Here is a 16,184-nt window from a genome sequence, read left to right on the forward strand (position 1 = left end):
CGCCCCCGGTGCCCGGTGCGATGCCCCCTGTGGCGCCTCTGCCTCACTTGCCTCACTCGTCGACGGCACGTGTCCAGCCTAGACCTCGGTGACCGTGCGCGGCCGGGGTCAGCGGTCCGCCGCCGCAAAGCTCAGCAGCAGTTCGCCGGTCACCTCGGGCGCTTCCAGCATGGGCAAGTGCCCCACGCCCGGCAGCAGTTCGACGCGCGCGCCCAGTACCGCCTCGTACTGGCGTGCCGACGACGGCTCCCAGCGCGGGTCGGCGCCGCCGAAGATCACGTACACGGGGACGCCCAGACCGGCGAGCCGCTCGGGCACGCTCCGCTCGGCGAGGTACACGGCGTTCCCGCGCAGCACCGCCCTGGTCGTGCGGTAGGTGATGGCCCGCAGGTCGCGGACCACGTCGTCCGGCACGCGCACGGGGCGCGCGGCCATCGCCCCGATCCCCTTGCGGATCATCGCGTCCGAGCGCCGCGGCCACAGCAGCGGGCCGAGCGGCGGTTCCAGCAGGGCTCGCAGGAGCAGTGGTTGGGGAAGGAGCGCGTCGAGACGCGGCCCCGTACTCACCAGCGCCAGCGACCCCACCAGGTCGGGGCGGAGCTCGGCGAGCGCGGTGGCGACGTAGCCACCGCTGGAGTGCCCGGCCACGCCGACCCGCCCCAGGCCGAGCCCGTCGAGCACCGCCGCCACGTGAGCTGCCTGCGCGGGCACGTCGTACGACGCGGCGGGCGGGGACTGGCCGCAGCCCGGCAGGTCCACCCGGACGACGTGGTGGCGAGCGGCGAGCGCGGGGACCACCGGCCCCCAGAAGGCGCCCGAGGCCCCCGAACCGTGGATCAGCAGCAGCGGCGGCGCCTGCCGCGGCCCGTCCTGGTCCACGTGCATCGGGTGCGCGCGCTTGATGTCGTAGTCAGTCATGGGGTGATGGTGCGCGGACCGCCACAGGCCGGTCTTGTACGAATGTCCGCCAGGAAACCGTTCGCCGCGCCGAGCGCCGCCGCAGCGCGAACGCGCCCTCCCCTTTCGTTTACGACAAGTCCCTGACCTGTAGGTCTTGCCGCCCACAGAAGGGGACATTCGCGGCCGTTCCGCGCCCCTGTTCAGGTGTTTCCTGAAATGGACCGGTCATCCCGGCCGGCCACGAGCACCACGTCACAGGGGATCCACCATGACCATCACCCACGAGGCCCGGCTGCGCGGCACCCCCGCGCAGACCGTGCACGAGGCGTACGCCTTCACCTGTCTCAGCTGCGGGCACAGCTGGGAGCAGCGCTACGACATCCGCCACTACCGCGACGGCGCGGGCATCCACCGCGTGCAGTGCACCGCGAACGGGGAGCCCATCGCGTCCCCGCTGACCCGGCCCGTCTGCAAGAAGTGCGAGGGCACCGTCGTGCGCATCCTGCGCGCCGGAACCGTCGCCTCGGCGCACGCCGCGGAGGACCACCACCGCGTCAAGGCGCTCCACACCGGCCTCGGCCACAACCTGCTCGGGCTGCTGACCGGCCTGTCGTAGACCCGTGGACGATCCCCAGGGGGTGCGCGGACCAGCAGAGCAGCAATGAGAGAACGAGTGAGCACCATGGCGACGGACACGCTGTCCGAGGCGCCGGAGCAGTCGGCTCCGACCACCACACCGCACCAACCCGACCCGTCCGCCGACGGGTTGACCGAGCACGAGGCCGCCGCACGCCTCACGAAGTACGGCCCCAACGAGATCGCGGAGGAACACCGCAGCGCCGTACGGGAGTTCCTCGGGCACTTCTGGGCGCCGATCCCGTGGATGATCGAGGCCGCGCTCCTTCTGTCGGTGCTGGTGCGGCACTGGCCCGACGTGGCCATCATCGGCGTCCTGCTGATCGTCAACGGTGTCGTCGCCTTCGTCGAGGAGCACGAGGCCGCCGGTGCGATCGCCGCACTCAAGGAGCGGCTGGCCACCGAGGCGACGGTCATGCGCGACGGCGTCTGGCGCACGGTCGCGGTGCGCGAGCTCGTGCCCGGCGACCGCATCCGCGTCCGGCTCGGCGACGTGGTCCCGGCGGACGCACGGGTCCTGAACGATGTGACCCTCGACGTCGACCAGGCGGCCCTGACCGGGGAGTCGCTGCCGGTCGAGCGCGGCAGGGGCGAGACCCTCTGCTCCGGTGCCGTGATCGTGCGCGGTGAGACCGACGCCGTCGTCGAGGCCACCGGCACCGACAGCTTCTTCGGCAGGACGACCGCGCTGGTCGACGAGGCGGGGACCACCAGCCACCTGCAGCAGGCCGTCCTGCGCATCGGCAACTACCTGATCCTGCTGGCCGTCGGGCTCGTCACGCTCACGGTGATCGTGTCCGTGGCGCGCGGCAATCCGGTCCTGACCGTCCTGGAGTTCGCGCTCGTCGTCATCATCGCCTCGGTGCCGGTGGCGCTGCCCGCGGTGATGTCGGTGACGCTCGCGGTGGGCGCACGCGTCCTGGCCCGGCACCAGGCCGTCGTCTCCAACCTGCCCGCCGTCGAGGAGCTCGGCAGCATCGACATCCTGTGCTCCGACAAGACCGGCACCCTCACCGAGAACCGGCTGGCCGTCCTCGACCCGTGGCTGCCCGAGGGCATCGAGCACGCGGACCTGCTCGGCTCCGCCGCCCTCGCCTCACGAGCCGAGAACGCCGACCCCATCGACCGCGTCGTGATCGCCACGGCCACCGACGAGCACGCCCTGGGCCGCGACGGCCGGGACATGGTCAGCGACTTCATGCCGTTCGACCCGGTGACCAAGCGGACCCAGGCCACCGTCGGCAGCGCCGGAGACCTCGGCAGTTACCACGTCAGCAAGGGCGCCCCGCAGGTCATCGCGCAGCTCTGCGACGGCGACCCGGCGGCCGAACAGGTTCCCGCCGTCGTCGAGGAGTTCGCCGCCCGCGGCTTCCGCGCCCTGGGCGTCGCCCGCACCGACGAGACGGGCGCCTGGCGGCTGCTCGGCATCCTGCCGCTGGCCGACCCGCCGCGCGCGGACACGGCCGCGACCGTCGCGGACGCCCGGGCCCTGGGCGTCTCGGTGAAGATGGTCACCGGCGACCAGGTGGCGATCAGCCGCGAGCTCGCCCGCCAGATCGGCATGGGCGACCACATCCTCGACACCACCGCCCTCGACGGCGTGCAGCCCGGTTCCGGCACCGAGAAGGAGACGGAGCTCGCCGAACTGGTCGAGATCGCCGACGGGTTCGCGCAGGTCTTCCCCGAGCACAAGTACGACATCGTCAAGATGCTCCAGGAGCGCGGCCACATCGTCGGCATGACCGGCGACGGCGTCAACGACGCGCCCGCCCTCAAGCAGGCCGACGCCGGCATCGCGGTGGCCGACGCGACCGACGCCGCCCGCGCGGCCGCCGATGTCGTGCTCCTCTCCCCCGGCCTGGGCGTCATCTCGCACGCCATCACCCAGGCGCGGGAGATCATCCAGCGGATGGTCAACTACGCCACGTACCGCATCGCCGAGACCATCCGCGTCCTCGGCCTGATCACCCTGGCCATCGTCGCGTTCAACTTCTTCCCGGTCACGGCCATGATGATCGTGCTGCTCGCCCTCCTCAACGACGGGGCGATCCTGACCATCGCGTACGACAAGGTGCGCGGCTCGCACCGCCCGGTGAGCTGGGACATGCGCCAAGTCCTCAGCGTGGCCACCGTGTTGGGCGTCGTCGGGGTCTGCGAGACGTTCCTGCTGTTCGTGCTCGGCCGTGAGGTCTTCCACCTCTCCGACGGCGTGATCCACTCGCTGGTCTATCTCAGCCTCTCGGTCTCCGGCCAGGCCACGATCTTCGTGACCCGCACCCGCGGCCCGTTCTGGACCCGCCCCGCACCCGCGAAGCCGCTGCTGATCGCCGTCACGCTCGCGCAGCTCGTGGCCACCGCCGTGACCGGCTTCGGCGTGGGGATGACGCCGCTCGGCTGGGGCTGGGTCGGCATCGTGTGGGCCTACGCGGCCCTGTGCTTCCTCCTCGAGGACCGTCTCAAGCTGGCCTGCTACTGGTGGCTGGACCGGCACCCGAAGGCACCGTCCCTGGACTCGGTCGAGGCAGCGTGATGAAGATGCCGTACGACACCGCTGTCCCGGCCCGGCGCGCTCACCTCACCCACGACACCTACACCTTCACCTGCGCGTGCTGCGGGCACACGTGGCGCGAGGAGTTCGCCGTGGACGACGACGGCGTGCTGAGGGTGAGCAGCTCCGACGTGCCGGGGTGCGGTGAGCCGGTCCTGGCGCTGCCGGTCTGTGCGCGGTGCGGTGCGATCCGGCTGCGCACCACGGTGTGGGCGGGCTGAGACAGACATGCCCGCCGCCCGGCCCGAAACCGCCCCCGCCATCACGCCCGCGCCCGCCGGCCCTCGGCCCCGTCCGGTGGCGGCCCCGGCACGGGGACGGTGCGATGGGGGCATGACGCAGCAGCGCGGGAGTGCCGGGGCGCCGCGCGGCGGGGCCCGAGTCGGGTCTCTGCTCGCGCTGCGCCCGGCGGGCCCCGACGGCTGGGACCGCGCCGCGGCCGCCACGAGTCTCGCGGTGGCCACGGCCGTGGAGCTCGGCGCCGTCTGGGAGCACGACGCCTGGGCCACGCACCCGGTGCTGCGCTGGCTGGGCATCCTCGTCGCCTCGGGCGCCCTGCTGTGGCGTCGCACCCGCTTTCCGCTCGCCGCCCTCGTGGTCATCGCCGCGACCGTGCTGAGCACGGAGTTCGCGGCGCTGTTCTTCCTCGCGTATGCGGCGGGCCGCTACCAGCGGGCACGGAACGCGTGGCTGTTCGGCGCGGCCGCGTGCGCGGAGCTCCTCGTGATCACCCTGACCGGTGCGGGGCCACCGCTCGTCGAGTACCGCGCGCCGTCCACCGTGGTCATGGTCGTCTCGCTCGTCGCCATGACCGTCGTCGCCGGGACCGCGCTGCGTCAGCGCGCCGAGGAGGGTGCGCAGGCCGAGACCGCCGCCCGGCAGCGCGCCGTCGACGCCGTGAACGCCGAACGCGGCCGCCTGGTCCGGGAGTTCCACGACCTGCTCGGCCACGACGTGGCGCTCCTGAACATCCTCGTCGAGTCGCTGCGCACCCGCGGCGATCTCCCGCCCGAGGCCCAGGAGCTGCTGGCGGCGGCCCAGAAGCAGTGCGCGGCGGCCTCCGGCCACCTGCGCAGCATGACCACGGCGCTGCGCCTGCGGGAGCTGGACGCCGCGCCCCGTACGCCCGCGGGCCCGGCCCTCGGCCCGGATCCGGCCGCCGCCGATCTGGCCCTGCTCGCCGAGTCCCTGGAGAGCGTCCGTGCCTCCGGCACCGAGGTGCGCCTCGACGACGGTCTCACCGACGCCTTCGCCCGGCTGCCCGGCGCCCACCGCGACACCGTCCGGCGGGTGGTGACCGAGGCGCTCACCAACGCGCTGCGGCACGCCCCGGGCGCCGCCGTGCGCCTCGCCCTGCGCACGGGGCCCGCCGACTGGACACTGGAGATCGGCAACGGCCCGCCCCGCACCGCGCCCCGGCACACCGCTCCTGGCACGGGTCTCGGCCTGGCGGGTCTGCGCGCCCGCGTCGGGCACCTGGGCGGCACGCTGGCGGCCACACCCACGGACGACGGCGGCTTCGTCGTACGGGCCCGCGTACCACTCACCGACGACACCTACGACGCCGACAACGCCGACGGCACGGATGGCACAGGCGACGCCGCCCCCGGCCTGGAGACATTCCGCAAGCGAGGAGGAGAGCCCACGTGATCCGCATCGTCATCGCCGACGACGAGGAACTCATCCGCACCGGCCTGCGCACGATCCTCACCGCCACCGGCGAGATCGAGGTGATCGGCGAGGCGGGCTCCGGCGGCGACGTGGTGGAGGCCGTGGCCCGCCAGGAGCCCGACGTCGCCGTCCTGGACCTGGTGATGCCCGGCGAGCTGGACGGCGCCGAGGCCGCCCGGCAGCTCCGCGCCCGCCACCCCGACCTGGGCATCCTCATCCTCACCACGCGCACCGACGAGGACTCCGTGGCGCGCGTGTGGCGGGCCGGGGCGGACGGCTATCTCCTCAAGACGGCGTCCGGCGCGGAGATGATCGCGGCCGTACGCCAGGCCGCCGAGCACCGCGCCGTGCTCTCCCCGGACGTCATCTCGTCCGTGATGGACCGCTTCGCGAGCCATCGGCACGCCGGGGAGACCACCGAGCTGGAACTTCAGTTGCGGCAGCTGTCCGCCCAGGAGCTGCGGACGGTGCTCGCCGTCGCCGACGGCCTCGGCAACCGCGACATCGCCGGACTCCTCGGCATGGCCGAGGGCACGGTCAAGACGTATGTCTCCCGCGCCCTGCACAAGCTCGCTCTGGACAACCGCACGCAGCTCGCCCTGCTGGCCAACGACCACCGCGGGCTGCTCGCCCGCGTCCTGGAGCGGGCGAGCACGTGATCCACGGCCCGCCCGCTCCGGTCAGACGAGTTCGGGCTGCGGCGTGGGCTGGACCACAGGCGCCGCCTTCGGATCCCACTGCCGGGTCGTCCGCACATAGGCGTAGATGACGGAGACCATCGACAGAATGAGCAGCGGCCCGAACACCCACGGGTGGGTGGCCATCTGCATCGGCAGATAGCGATACGACAGCAGCAGCGCGGCGAAGACCGCGGCGCCGTAGGCGACCAGCTGAATTCCCGAACGGTCCCAGCCGCGGGTGATGGCGCGCAGCCCCGCCTCGATGGTGAGCGTGAACACCACACCGGCGATGATGTCCGCGCCGTAGTGGTAACCGAATCCCAGCGTGGCGCCGAGCGTCGCGATCAGCCAGAAAGTGCCCGCGAACCGCAGAATGCGCGGACCCCTCCGGGAGTGGATGAAGATCGCGGTGGCCCATGCCGTGTGCAGGCTGGGCATGCAGTTGCGCGGCGTGATGTTGTTGAAGGGCATGTGGTGCGGGGTGGCCAGCGTGGGCATCGTGTCCGGCCACAGAATGCCCACCGCGTAGTGCCCGCCGCCACCGTCACCGAACGCCTCGCCGGTGCCGTACGCGAAGATCGGCCCGACCACCGGAAAGATCATGTAGATGGCCGGCCCTATCAGGCCGATCACCAGGAACGTGCGTACCAGGTGGTGGCTCGGGAAGCGGCGCTCGGCCGCCACGTTCCGCAGCTGGTAGACCGTGACACAGACCGCGGCCACCGCGAGCTGGATGTAGACCCAGTCCAGGACGTGGGAGCCGACCGAGCCGCTGGCCTCGACCAGCCGCCCCACCAGCCACGACGGGTTGCCCAGGGCGTGATCGGCCGTCGCCACGTACTGGTCGAGCACCATCGGGCGGGTCTTCGACGTGATGAGCAGCCAGGCGTCCCCGGTCTTGCGGCCCGCCACGAGGAGCAGGCCGAGCCCGACACCCTTGAGCAGCAGGACGCGCTCCGCCCCGGTGCGGCGCGTGACGGCGATGACCGCGCAGCCCAGCAGGACCCACAACGCGCCGTTGCCGAACATCATCTGGGCGCCGACCGCCCACCGCACCAGGAAGAAGACGACGTCGATTCCGACGGCGACACCGAGCGCGATGATGCGTTCCCGCCAGGTGAGCACCACCATCATCAGGCCCATGCTGGCGTAGAGCAGCGGACCCGACTTGGGGGCGAAAATCACCTCTCGCGCCTGATTGGTGATCGGCCCCGGCATGCCGTAATGACGCGCGGCGATCTCCAGCGCAACGAGGAACCCGAGGGTCACCACGCTCGCCGCAGCCCACAGCAGCACCCGCGGCTGACGCCACACGGCACGATTCATTGTGGAGTTTTCACGCGAAGACGCCTGCGATGCTTTAGATATCAATTCTCTGGCCGATTTTTTCGGTTGTAGTCGATCCATCCCTCTTCATGCCGGACATCGTGGCTTTCCGGCGAAGGACGACCGCCGGCGGCGGCCGTGGCGAGTTGGATCATGCTATCGGAGGGGTGTGGGTGGGTTTCGCTGGTCAGGAGCGGCGTGAGGGTCAGTCGATCCTACGCGCCATGCGCCGCGGCCTCGGCGGCGGCCAGGAATCTCCCGCCAACCGACAGCCGGGAAGGGGAGGTTGGCGGACCGCAGTTGACACGTCCGATACGGCCATCAGTTCCCCCTTGGTGACGAGTGCGCCCTTGGACAGGTAGACGAGCCCGACGGCGTCCCGGTTCAGCGGACCAGTCCCGTCCTCTTCACCCCGGTCAGGATCGGGGTGACCTCGGCGGTGGCGACATGGCCGAGGGAGCCGAGGGTTTCGCTCATGAAGTCGTAGAGGGCATCGAGGTCACCGGCCGCGACGGCCACGAGCAGATTGGCCGGTCCGGTGGTGGCCGCGGCGAAGCGGACCTGTGGGTGACGGCTGAGCCGCCGCCCCGTCTCCTCCACTCCCCCGGGTGCGACGGTGAGCCACAGCAGCGCCTCGACGCGGATGCCCAGCCGAGCGAGATCGACTTCGGTCGCGAGCCGGAGCACCTGACCGCCCACCAGGGCCGCCACGCGGCGCCGGGCCGTCAGGGCGGTGGTGCCCGCGCGCCGGGCGAGCTCGGTGTAGGAGGCGCGCCCGTCCTCGGTGAGCCCGGCGATCAGCCGCTCGTCGAGGGGCAGGAGGGCCGGGCTGCCGGGACCCGCGGGCTGGGCCTGACCGGCCCGCAAGCTGGACAACTCGCCCGGCGACAGCAGACCGCCGCTCCAATCGAAGGCGGCCGGGAAGACCCGCAGGAGCACGTACGAGGTCCACGACAGCACCGCGGGGGTGGCGGGGAGATCGCGCAGCAGCAACGTATTGCGTGCGTCCGGTCCGTCCAGGAACAGCACGGTGCAGATCTCGTCCCCGCCGCCCAGGACGTCCACCCAGATGGTGTCCGGGCGCCGGGCCAGGGTGGCGGCGATGGCGCGGATCCGGTTCGGCCGGCAGCGGATCCGCAGGGCCAGCGGAATCAGATCGGGAAAGCACGCGGGATTGCGCACGGCGGTGGCACGCAGTGTCCCGTCGTGGAACAGCGGGCCCGCTCGGCGCACCACGGTGCGCTCCGAGATCTCCAGGACCCGGCCGACCGTGCGCCAGGAAGCGCGCGGTGCCGCGAGCAGGGCGGCGGCGATCCGGCTGTCCGTTTCATCGAGTGGATGGCGCGCTTTCTCCATGCCGGACGACTCTATGTCTGTCTTTCTCGATGCGGAGCGCCTCTTCTGGCCCGGACCGCCTCCTACGGACTCGGATGGTCCCGCACGGATGGGACGTACGGGCAGGGCGTGCGGGGAGGCCGTGCGGATGGGGCTCCTCCGGTACGCCATGACGGGAGAGGTGAGCACGGTGAGGGACATCGAGAGCCGGATCGTGGACACGGACCGGGGCAAGGTCAGGGGCGTGGTGGAGGGCGAGGCGATCGCGTTCCGGGGCATCCCGTACGCCGCGTCGCCGATCGGCGCGCTGCGCTTCGCACCGCCGCAGCCGCACCCGGGATGGACGGGGGTGCGAGAGGCGGCGCAGGCCGGTCCCGCCGTCCCACAGGCGGCCTCCCGGCTTGAGCCGGTGATGGGCCGCCGCAAGCCGGACTGGAACGAGGACGGCTGTCTGACGGTCAACGTCTTCGCCCCGCGCCACGCGCTCTCGGACGGGACGCCGCGCCCGGTCCTGGTCTGGTGGCACGGGGGCGGGTTCACCAGTGGTTCGGGCGGCTGGGACTGGTACGACGGGACCCGTCTCGCCGCACTGGGCGACATCGTGGTGGTGACCGCCAACTACCGGGTGGGGCCGCTGGGTTACCTGTACCTGCCGGAGATCGGCGCCGCCAACCTCGGGCCGCAGGACCAGGGCGCCGTGCTGCGCTGGGTGCGCGACAACATCGCCTCGTTCGGCGGCGCCCCACACGCCGTGACGGTCGGCGGGCAGTCGGGCGGGGCGTACTCGGCGCTGTGCCTGGCGGTCGATCAGGAAGCGTCGACACCGACGTCGATGCCGATGTCGACGTCTGGGCTGGTCGGGAAGTTGCTGCTGCAGAGCGGCCCGTTCGGACTGCCCCCGCAGGACCCTGAGCAGGCGGCGGAGAACGCGGCGGCGTATCTACGCCTGCTCGGTGTCCCGGGCGGAGCGGACTCCGCAACGACGTTGCGGGCCACGCCAGTTGAGCAGTTGCTGTCCGCGTACGGTCGGCTCTCGGCCCAGCTGGCGCGTCCGGGCAAGGTCGCCCCGCCGATGTACCCGGTGCTCGGGGGCCCTGGAGTGCCCCGCGCGTGGCAGGCAGCGCTCGCGGACGGCGCGTTGACGGGCAAGCCGCTCCTGATCGGCACCACCCGGGACGAGGCGACGGCCTTCTGCGCCTTCGACCCGCGCATCCAGAACCTCACACCTGCTGCGGCTCTGGACATCCTCGCCGCCCAGATCGGCGAACAGGCGGCCACGGCGCTCTACCAGCGGCATGCCGCCCGGCTCGAGCAGGAGCTCGGGCAGACAGGTGAGCAGGCGACTCCGGCGCAGATCTTCACCGCGGCGCAGACCGACATGCTGTTCCGCAACGGCACCCTGGAGATCGCCGACCGCCACGCGGCCGACGGCAACGCGACGTACCTCTACCAATTCGACTACCAGCCGCCCGAGGACGAGTACGCCCTGGGTGCCACGCACTGCGGCGAACTCCCCTTCCTCTTCCACACGTTCAGCGCTTACCCGGACAGCCCGATGCTGGGCACACCGCGTGCAGCCCAGCGCGACCTGGGCCGCCGCTTCGCGGGTGCAGTGGCCGAGTTCGTGAGGACGGGGTCGGTGCGCGACTGGCCGCCGTATGCGCCGACGACGACGGCGGCACGTGTACGCCACTTCGCTTGAGCGGTCGGAGCCGGGCGGTCAGAGCTCGGGGGGGCAGAGCCTGGGCGGTCAGTGCTGGAGTGGTCAGTGCTGGAGTGGTCAGTGCTGGGGTGGTCAGTGCTGGAGTGGTCAGTGCTGGAGTGGTCAGCGCTCGCTCTTCGCCGGGCTGCCCGCCCAGGCGGTCAGAGCCCGGGTGCGTTCATCGCGCCGCGTCGGCCCGTCCTGGCTCCGGGTGGCCCAGGCGACGTGGCCGTCGGGGCGGATCAGGACCTCCGTGACCCCGTCGAGGGCAGGGTGCGCGTCGTGCCGGGCGGCGCGCACCGGCCGGACGCGGGGCGCCCACCGCTCGGCTTCCCGTACACCGCTGCCCCCGTCGAGTCCGAGCAGGACGAAGCGCCCTTCATGCAGCAGGTCATAATCCCTCCCCGCCCCTTCCGCACCTGCCGTGGCAGCGAGAGCGACATCGGGCATGCGCCGGCCGGTGAGCGGGTCGCCCTCGGACGGATAGGCCGTTCCGATCGCGGAAATGGCGTCGGCGAGGCGGCGGTTGACCTGCTTCATGCCCAGGAGGTCGTTGACCAGCGCACGCAGCGCGCCGACGGGACGCATGTACTGCGGTACGAGGGTGAGTTCCGCCAGCAGGGTCTGGATCCCGGTGTTCTCGGCGACCGCCTGCCCGACCGGGCGGCGCTCGGCGTGATAGGTGTCGAGCAGCCCCTGCGGCGCCCAGCCCTTGACCTCGGCGGCGAGCTTCCAGCCCAGGTTCATCGCGTCCTGGAGCCCGGTGTTGAGCCCCTGTCCGGCCGCGGGGAAGTGGATGTGCGCCGCGTCGCCCGCCAGCAGGACACGCCCCGCCCGGTAGGAGTCGGCGAGCCGGGTGGCGTTGCCGAACCGGGACAGCCAATGGGGTTCGCCGATGCCGCAGTCGCTGCCGCAGGCGTCCGGCGGACGGCGACGTGACGGCGCCCACGGATGCGGGCGCGGGCGCGGGGCCGAGGGCAAGAGCAGCGGCAGACGCGAGGACAGAGGAGGAGCAGGACTGGGACGCTCAACTAGCCACCTCGGCGCATGCGTTGCGCGCCGCCCTGCTCCGCCACCGCGACGGCGCCCGCGTCTTCGCCGGCACCCACTCGACGGGCGGCAACACGCTCGGCTTCGCCGAGGCGATGATCGGCACCCTGCATCAGGCCGGTTCCAGTACCGATGACGCGGCGCAAGCGATGCTGACGCTCGTCAACTTCACGCTCGGCCACACCCTGTAGGAACAGGCCGCCCTCGACGCCGACGGCCCGGCCGACGCCGAGCGCCTGCGCCAGGCCGTCGCCGAATCCGCCCTGCCCCACCTGATCGCGGCCGTGCCCGTCATCACGGGAGGCGACTTCGACGCCCAGTTCGCCTTCGGCCTGCGGCTGCTGATCGACGGCCTGCGCGCGCAGGCCGGCTCCTCGACGTGACGAGGGGCTACTTCACCAGTCGGAACCCAGGAGTTGCAGCCCAGGCTCGGAGAAACTCCCCCGTCCCATAGGCCGCCTCCCAAGGCTCTCTTCTCCTCGCCAGGAGCCCGGGAAGACCGGCCACGAGCGGGAGTTGGTCCTCATGCAGCTCGGCGTTGGCGACGCCGCCGACGGCATCCATGATGCCTGCGGTCAGCAGAGCGACAACCACATGGTCGAAACGAGCACCGCAGAACGCGATGACATCCACCGCGTGCGTCGGCGTGAACCCGACGAACCGCTCCTGGTCGACCTCGTCGGCATGCTCGGCGTCAAAGACCTCTTCATCTCCGAACCCCGGCCCCGAGACGGAGACCAGCATCGGACGAGTCCCTTCGCCCCGGCCCGCGCCCGCCACCCCGAGGCTCTCCACACGCACCTGAAGGTCGAACTCACCGACACGCCGCTCCTCCACGGACTCCGCAACACCAGCCAAGAACAAGCGCAGTTGACGCAGGCCCGCAGCCGGGATCGCCCGCGCCAACTCGATGACCAACACCGGCCCGCTCACCCCGCCACCCACAGCCCTCCATGCCCCATCACAAGCTCGCGAGGAGCTCGTCGAGCGGGCTCGGCACCTGATCCGGTCCGAGGGCCTCGACCAGCAGATGCCCGTAGCGGATCTTGCGGCCCTTCTTCGTGCCGAGGAAGCGCCGCAACTGCTGCTCGCGCGGCCGCCCGTCCTGAGCAGGCTGGCGCAGAAAGGTCTCCAAGGCGCGGACGTCGCCCTCCGCCCGCACGATCTCCTCGACGCGCGCCGTGCCCAGCGCGCGGATGAGCTCGTCCTCCAGGTCGGCCTCGCACACGAAGAAGTCCCGCGGCGGCGCCCCTGCCCGCTCCAGGCCGCGCTCGTAGAAGCCCTGCTCGTTCTGGTCGCACAGCCCGACCAGGCGCAGGCCGAGCCCCGGCGGTCCGAGGAGCCCGGCGTAGCGGCCGATGCTCATCGCCCCGCCCATCGACAGGACGCACACGCCCTCGGCGGCCAGGTCCCGGCCGCGCCGGGCGGCGAGCGTCTCGACGGCCGCAAGGTCGCTGGGGCCTTCCAGCAGCACCACGGTGCGCACCCCCGACTGCTCGGCCGACTCACTCGCCGAACCACCGGAACCGCCGCTCGCCCAGCCACTGACCGCGTCCCGAAACGCCTGCATATCCGCCATGCAGCGAGTTTGCACCGCCACCGAAGGAACGGCACGGAATTATCGTTCCGCCCGGACCGCAATGGGCGACCTCATGGGCAGCACCGCAACGCGGCAACCGGGACGCCCGGCCACACGCCCGGCACCCCAACTCCGTTGCCCAAAAGGTCAATTCAAACTCCCAGTCACCTTCCGTACCGTGCGCCCCATGGGAAAGCGCCTCATCACCACAGCCATGGCCACCACCGCGGCGGCGGCCGTCCTGCTCACCGCGGCCCCCGCCGACGCCTCCATCCACAAGGGCAAACCCAAGTCGTGGCACTGCGCCTTCGACGACGCGTGCACCAAGAACACCCGCAGCGGGCCGGGATCGGCGAAGGTCCACCGCTGGTACCTCGGAGACTTCGAGGACACCCTGATACGCGTGGGCAACCGCAAGTACGGGCTCGAGCACATCAAGCGCGGCGGCTCCACCGGCAACAAGGCCAACCACCCCTACAGCGGCTACGCGATGCGCCTCTGGGACAAGGCCATCAACAACTTCGCCAAGGGCAGCAAGGGCCACGCCAACAAGGTGTCCACCACTCACACGGTCAAGTTCGGGCGCGGGAAGAAGAAGCGCACGATGTGCGTGGTCGTGATGGAGCGTGACCTCAAGCTCAACGGCAAGAACTACGGCCTGACGGGCATCTGGACCGCCTACTGGGTCAAGGGGCACGTAGGCTGGAAGGGCTGCAAGAAGGGCTGACCAGGCAGGATCAGGCGGGACCAGGCAAGGGGCGCGGGTGAATCCGTGGCATGAATCCATGGCGTGAAGGGGACTGGGTGGTTTCCACCGTCCCCACCGACAACCCGAACGACCTCGTGGGCCAGGTCGCCATGGTCACCGCTCATGACGATGTCCTGGTCGACTTCGAGGACAGCAGCGGCGGATACGCGCCCGGCGAACTCGCCCCCGCCCCCCGTACCACCGAAGCCCTGGAGCGACTGAGCACGGCCCTGGTCCCCTATCGGCGTCTGGACGAGGGCCGCAAGGAGCCGGTCACCGCCACGCCCGAGGAGATCCAGGCCATCGCCTTCGCCGCCCGGAGCGCCGACGAGGTGCACGCGGCAGGCCCCGAAGGGCGGCGCCTGCGCCTCCTCGACATCGGTGAACGCCGCGCCGACTTCACCCCGCCCGGCCCGCCCGTCGGCTCCGTAACTGAGTGGTACGACGCCGCGTGCCCGCCCCCCGCCGCCGCGCCCGCGCACGCACACCTCGCCTGGGCCCTGAAGCAGGTCTGCCGCCTCGCCGGGGCCCAGGGCGACCTGCCCGTGCTCCTGGGCTGTGAGCCCTCCCCCGCCTACGACACGGCCGACCTGCTCATGTCCTACCGGGAACGCGACTGGCGGGTGCGCCTGCCGCTGGTCTGGCCCGAACCCGGCGTTGACGACATCAGCGGGCCCCTGCACAACCTGGCCTTCCACCTGGACGAACTGTTCGCCGACGGGCAGGGCTTGGCGGAAACCCCGCCGCGTCGGCGCCGCCCCGGCCTTCCGTATGCGGACGGCGACGTCATTCACCCCTTCGGGACCCCCGCCGCACGGCGGTAGCTCGCGGCGGGGCACGCGTCGGGGCACGCGCAGAGCATCCGCTCAGAGCTTCTCGACATACGCCGTGGCATTGACGTCCTGCCCCAGGCCCACCTCACTGGTGATCCTCACCTGAACGTAGAACCCCTTGAGCGTGGTCGAGCCGCTGTTCTTGTACCGCGCCTTGTACGGCGAGCGATCTCCCCGTATTGGCAGACCATTCTGCGGCGCGCGGCCGTCGATCGAGCTCAGCGCGCCGCGCGCCATGCGGACGGCGGGATCACGCGGGTACTGGCCCAGCTCTGACCGACCCCGGCCGAGCCTCCCGCCCTCGTACGACTGCTCGGCTCGACGAGGGCCGCCGTGCTCGCCGCCACCCGCAGCGCCGCCAACACCAGTGAGATCTCTGCCCTGTTGGGGGTCAGCCCCGCGACGGTCAGCGAGCACTGCGCCGTGCTGCGTCTCGCCGGTCTCATCACCAGCCATCGGCACGCCAACAGCGTGTATCACTTCACCACACGGCTCGGCGGATCCCTGGAGTCGACCGCATCGGGAGAGCTCCGCGCGGCGGCCTGAGGCCCCACACCCCAGAAGGGTCTCTTACTCAACGTGCACGAATGAACGCTTTACGTCACCATTCGCTGTCCGGTCGCGCCCGCCCACCACCCGCGGTTAGCCTCGAAACGCACAAAAGACTCAATTCACCCGAATGGGAGTTCAACGTGAAAGCCACTCTGCGCAGCCGGTGCGCCCGAGCGGTGGTCATCGGTGCTCTGACCGCGGGTCTGGCAACAGCCGGGACGGTGACCGCCTTCGCCGACGCGAACGCACCCGCACAGCCCGTGCAGGCGAGTTCGACGCCCAGCCCCTCGAAGTCCGCCACCAAGGGGTCCCTGACCATCAAGGCGGAGAAGAACAAGGTGAAGGCCGGTGAGAGCGTCCACTTCAGTGGCTCCACCAAGGGCGTGAAGCAGGGCAGCAAGGTGGTGCTGCAGCACAAGACCAAGGGCAAGTGGACGACGCTGCACGCCAACACGACGGTGAAGAAGAACAACACCTACGCGTTGGACGCCAAGCTCAACACGAAGGGCAAGGAGACGCTCCGGGCCAAGGACGGCGACGCCGTCTCGCCCACGGTGACGGTCACCGTCAGCTGACCACGGCAGGACTCGCAAGGGCATGGGTGCGGGGCGCGGCGCCGAGAGC

The 16,184-nt window shown here is 71.4% G+C and carries 16 protein-coding genes and 2 pseudogenes; 11 read left to right on the forward strand and 7 right to left on the reverse strand.

Annotated elements, in window-relative coordinates:
• Positions 1-108 precede the first annotated feature (108 nt).
• Complete coding sequence (locus ACFWYM_RS25280; RefSeq protein WP_384841453.1) at positions 109-918, reverse strand: alpha/beta fold hydrolase; 810 nt, start codon at positions 916-918, stop codon at positions 109-111.
• A gap of 250 nt (positions 919-1,168) precedes the next feature.
• Here ACFWYM_RS25280 and ACFWYM_RS25285 point away from each other — a divergent pair, with 250 nt between their 5' ends.
• The 5 genes from ACFWYM_RS25285 (at position 1,169) to ACFWYM_RS25305 (ending at position 6,414) form a co-directional block, all read left to right on the forward strand.
• Positions 1,169-1,516 (forward strand): hypothetical protein, encoded by a 348-nt coding sequence (locus ACFWYM_RS25285; protein ID WP_384841456.1) that lies wholly within the window; start codon positions 1,169-1,171, stop codon positions 1,514-1,516.
• A gap of 66 nt (positions 1,517-1,582) precedes the next feature.
• Complete coding sequence (locus ACFWYM_RS25290) at positions 1,583-4,066, forward strand: plasma-membrane proton-efflux P-type ATPase (protein WP_384841458.1); 2,484 nt, start codon at positions 1,583-1,585, stop codon at positions 4,064-4,066.
• 5 nt (positions 4,067-4,071) lie between these two features.
• Positions 4,072-4,305: a hypothetical protein gene (locus ACFWYM_RS25295; RefSeq protein ID WP_384841461.1), complete on the forward strand. Its 234-nt coding sequence runs from the start codon at positions 4,072-4,074 to the stop codon at positions 4,303-4,305.
• Between the two features lie 112 nt (positions 4,306-4,417).
• Positions 4,418-5,734, forward strand: a complete 1,317-nt coding sequence (locus tag ACFWYM_RS25300; RefSeq protein WP_384841464.1) for a sensor histidine kinase — start codon at positions 4,418-4,420, stop codon at positions 5,732-5,734.
• A complete protein-coding gene (locus tag ACFWYM_RS25305) occupies positions 5,731-6,414 on the forward strand; it encodes a response regulator (protein WP_384841467.1) in 684 nt (227 codons plus the stop codon). Before ACFWYM_RS25300 ends, ACFWYM_RS25305 begins: the two co-directional genes overlap by 4 nt.
• A gap of 21 nt (positions 6,415-6,435) precedes the next feature.
• Here the strand turns inward: ACFWYM_RS25305 and ACFWYM_RS25310 are convergent, their stop codons facing one another.
• Together ACFWYM_RS25310 and ACFWYM_RS25315 are read right to left on the reverse strand one after the other, a co-directional pair.
• Positions 6,436-7,761: a phosphatase PAP2 family protein gene (locus tag ACFWYM_RS25310; RefSeq protein ID WP_384841470.1), complete on the reverse strand. Its 1,326-nt coding sequence runs from the start codon at positions 7,759-7,761 to the stop codon at positions 6,436-6,438.
• 384 nt (positions 7,762-8,145) lie between these two features.
• Complete coding sequence (locus ACFWYM_RS25315) at positions 8,146-9,117, reverse strand: AsnC family transcriptional regulator (RefSeq protein WP_384841473.1); 972 nt, start codon at positions 9,115-9,117, stop codon at positions 8,146-8,148.
• 127 nt (positions 9,118-9,244) lie between these two features.
• Here ACFWYM_RS25315 and ACFWYM_RS25320 point away from each other — a divergent pair, with 127 nt between their 5' ends.
• Entirely contained in the window at positions 9,245-10,798 is a 1,554-nt protein-coding gene (locus ACFWYM_RS25320; RefSeq protein WP_384841476.1) for a carboxylesterase/lipase family protein, read from the forward strand.
• A 123-nt stretch (positions 10,799-10,921) separates the two neighbouring features.
• Here the strand turns inward: ACFWYM_RS25320 and ACFWYM_RS25325 are convergent.
• Positions 10,922-11,710 (reverse strand): annotated as a pseudogene (locus ACFWYM_RS25325) (FAD-dependent monooxygenase); the annotation flags it as partial.
• Positions 11,711-11,850: 140 nt separating this feature from the next.
• Here ACFWYM_RS25325 and ACFWYM_RS25330 point away from each other — a divergent pair.
• A pseudogene (locus tag ACFWYM_RS25330) lies at positions 11,851-12,231 on the forward strand (TetR/AcrR family transcriptional regulator C-terminal domain-containing protein).
• 7 nt (positions 12,232-12,238) lie between these two features.
• Here ACFWYM_RS25330 and ACFWYM_RS25335 read toward each other — a convergent pair.
• Entirely contained in the window at positions 12,239-12,769 is a 531-nt protein-coding gene (locus ACFWYM_RS25335; RefSeq protein ID WP_384841479.1) for a DUF6368 family protein, read from the reverse strand.
• A gap of 40 nt (positions 12,770-12,809) precedes the next feature.
• Positions 12,810-13,427 carry a TOPRIM nucleotidyl transferase/hydrolase domain-containing protein gene (locus tag ACFWYM_RS25340; RefSeq protein WP_384841482.1) on the reverse strand — a complete coding sequence of 206 codons (618 nt, stop codon included), beginning with the start codon at positions 13,425-13,427 and terminating at the stop codon, positions 12,810-12,812.
• Between the two features lie 187 nt (positions 13,428-13,614).
• Between ACFWYM_RS25340 and ACFWYM_RS25345 the strand changes: the two genes are divergently transcribed.
• A complete protein-coding gene (locus tag ACFWYM_RS25345) occupies positions 13,615-14,154 on the forward strand; it encodes a hypothetical protein (RefSeq protein WP_384841485.1) in 540 nt (179 codons plus the stop codon).
• A 77-nt stretch (positions 14,155-14,231) separates the two neighbouring features.
• Complete coding sequence (locus ACFWYM_RS25350) at positions 14,232-14,999, forward strand: hypothetical protein (protein WP_384841488.1); 768 nt, start codon at positions 14,232-14,234, stop codon at positions 14,997-14,999.
• A gap of 42 nt (positions 15,000-15,041) precedes the next feature.
• Here ACFWYM_RS25350 and ACFWYM_RS25355 read toward each other — a convergent pair whose 3' ends face one another.
• The gene (locus ACFWYM_RS25355) at positions 15,042-15,245 is read right to left on the reverse strand and encodes a hypothetical protein (protein WP_384841491.1); all 204 of its coding nucleotides are present in this window, start codon (positions 15,243-15,245) and stop codon (positions 15,042-15,044) included.
• A gap of 72 nt (positions 15,246-15,317) precedes the next feature.
• On the opposite strand from ACFWYM_RS25355, the gene ACFWYM_RS25360 reads away from it, so the two are divergent.
• Both ACFWYM_RS25360 and ACFWYM_RS25365 read left to right on the forward strand, forming a co-directional pair.
• A complete protein-coding gene (locus ACFWYM_RS25360; RefSeq protein WP_384841510.1) occupies positions 15,318-15,554 on the forward strand; it encodes an ArsR/SmtB family transcription factor in 237 nt (78 codons plus the stop codon).
• Positions 15,555-15,700: 146 nt separating this feature from the next.
• Positions 15,701-16,135, forward strand: a complete 435-nt coding sequence (locus ACFWYM_RS25365; RefSeq protein WP_384841493.1) for a hypothetical protein — start codon at positions 15,701-15,703, stop codon at positions 16,133-16,135.
• The last annotated feature ends 49 nt before the right edge of the window (positions 16,136-16,184 follow it).

This window comes from Streptomyces sp. NPDC059009 (assembly GCF_042740175.1).
Classification (GTDB): domain Bacteria; phylum Actinomycetota; class Actinomycetes; order Streptomycetales; family Streptomycetaceae; genus Streptomyces.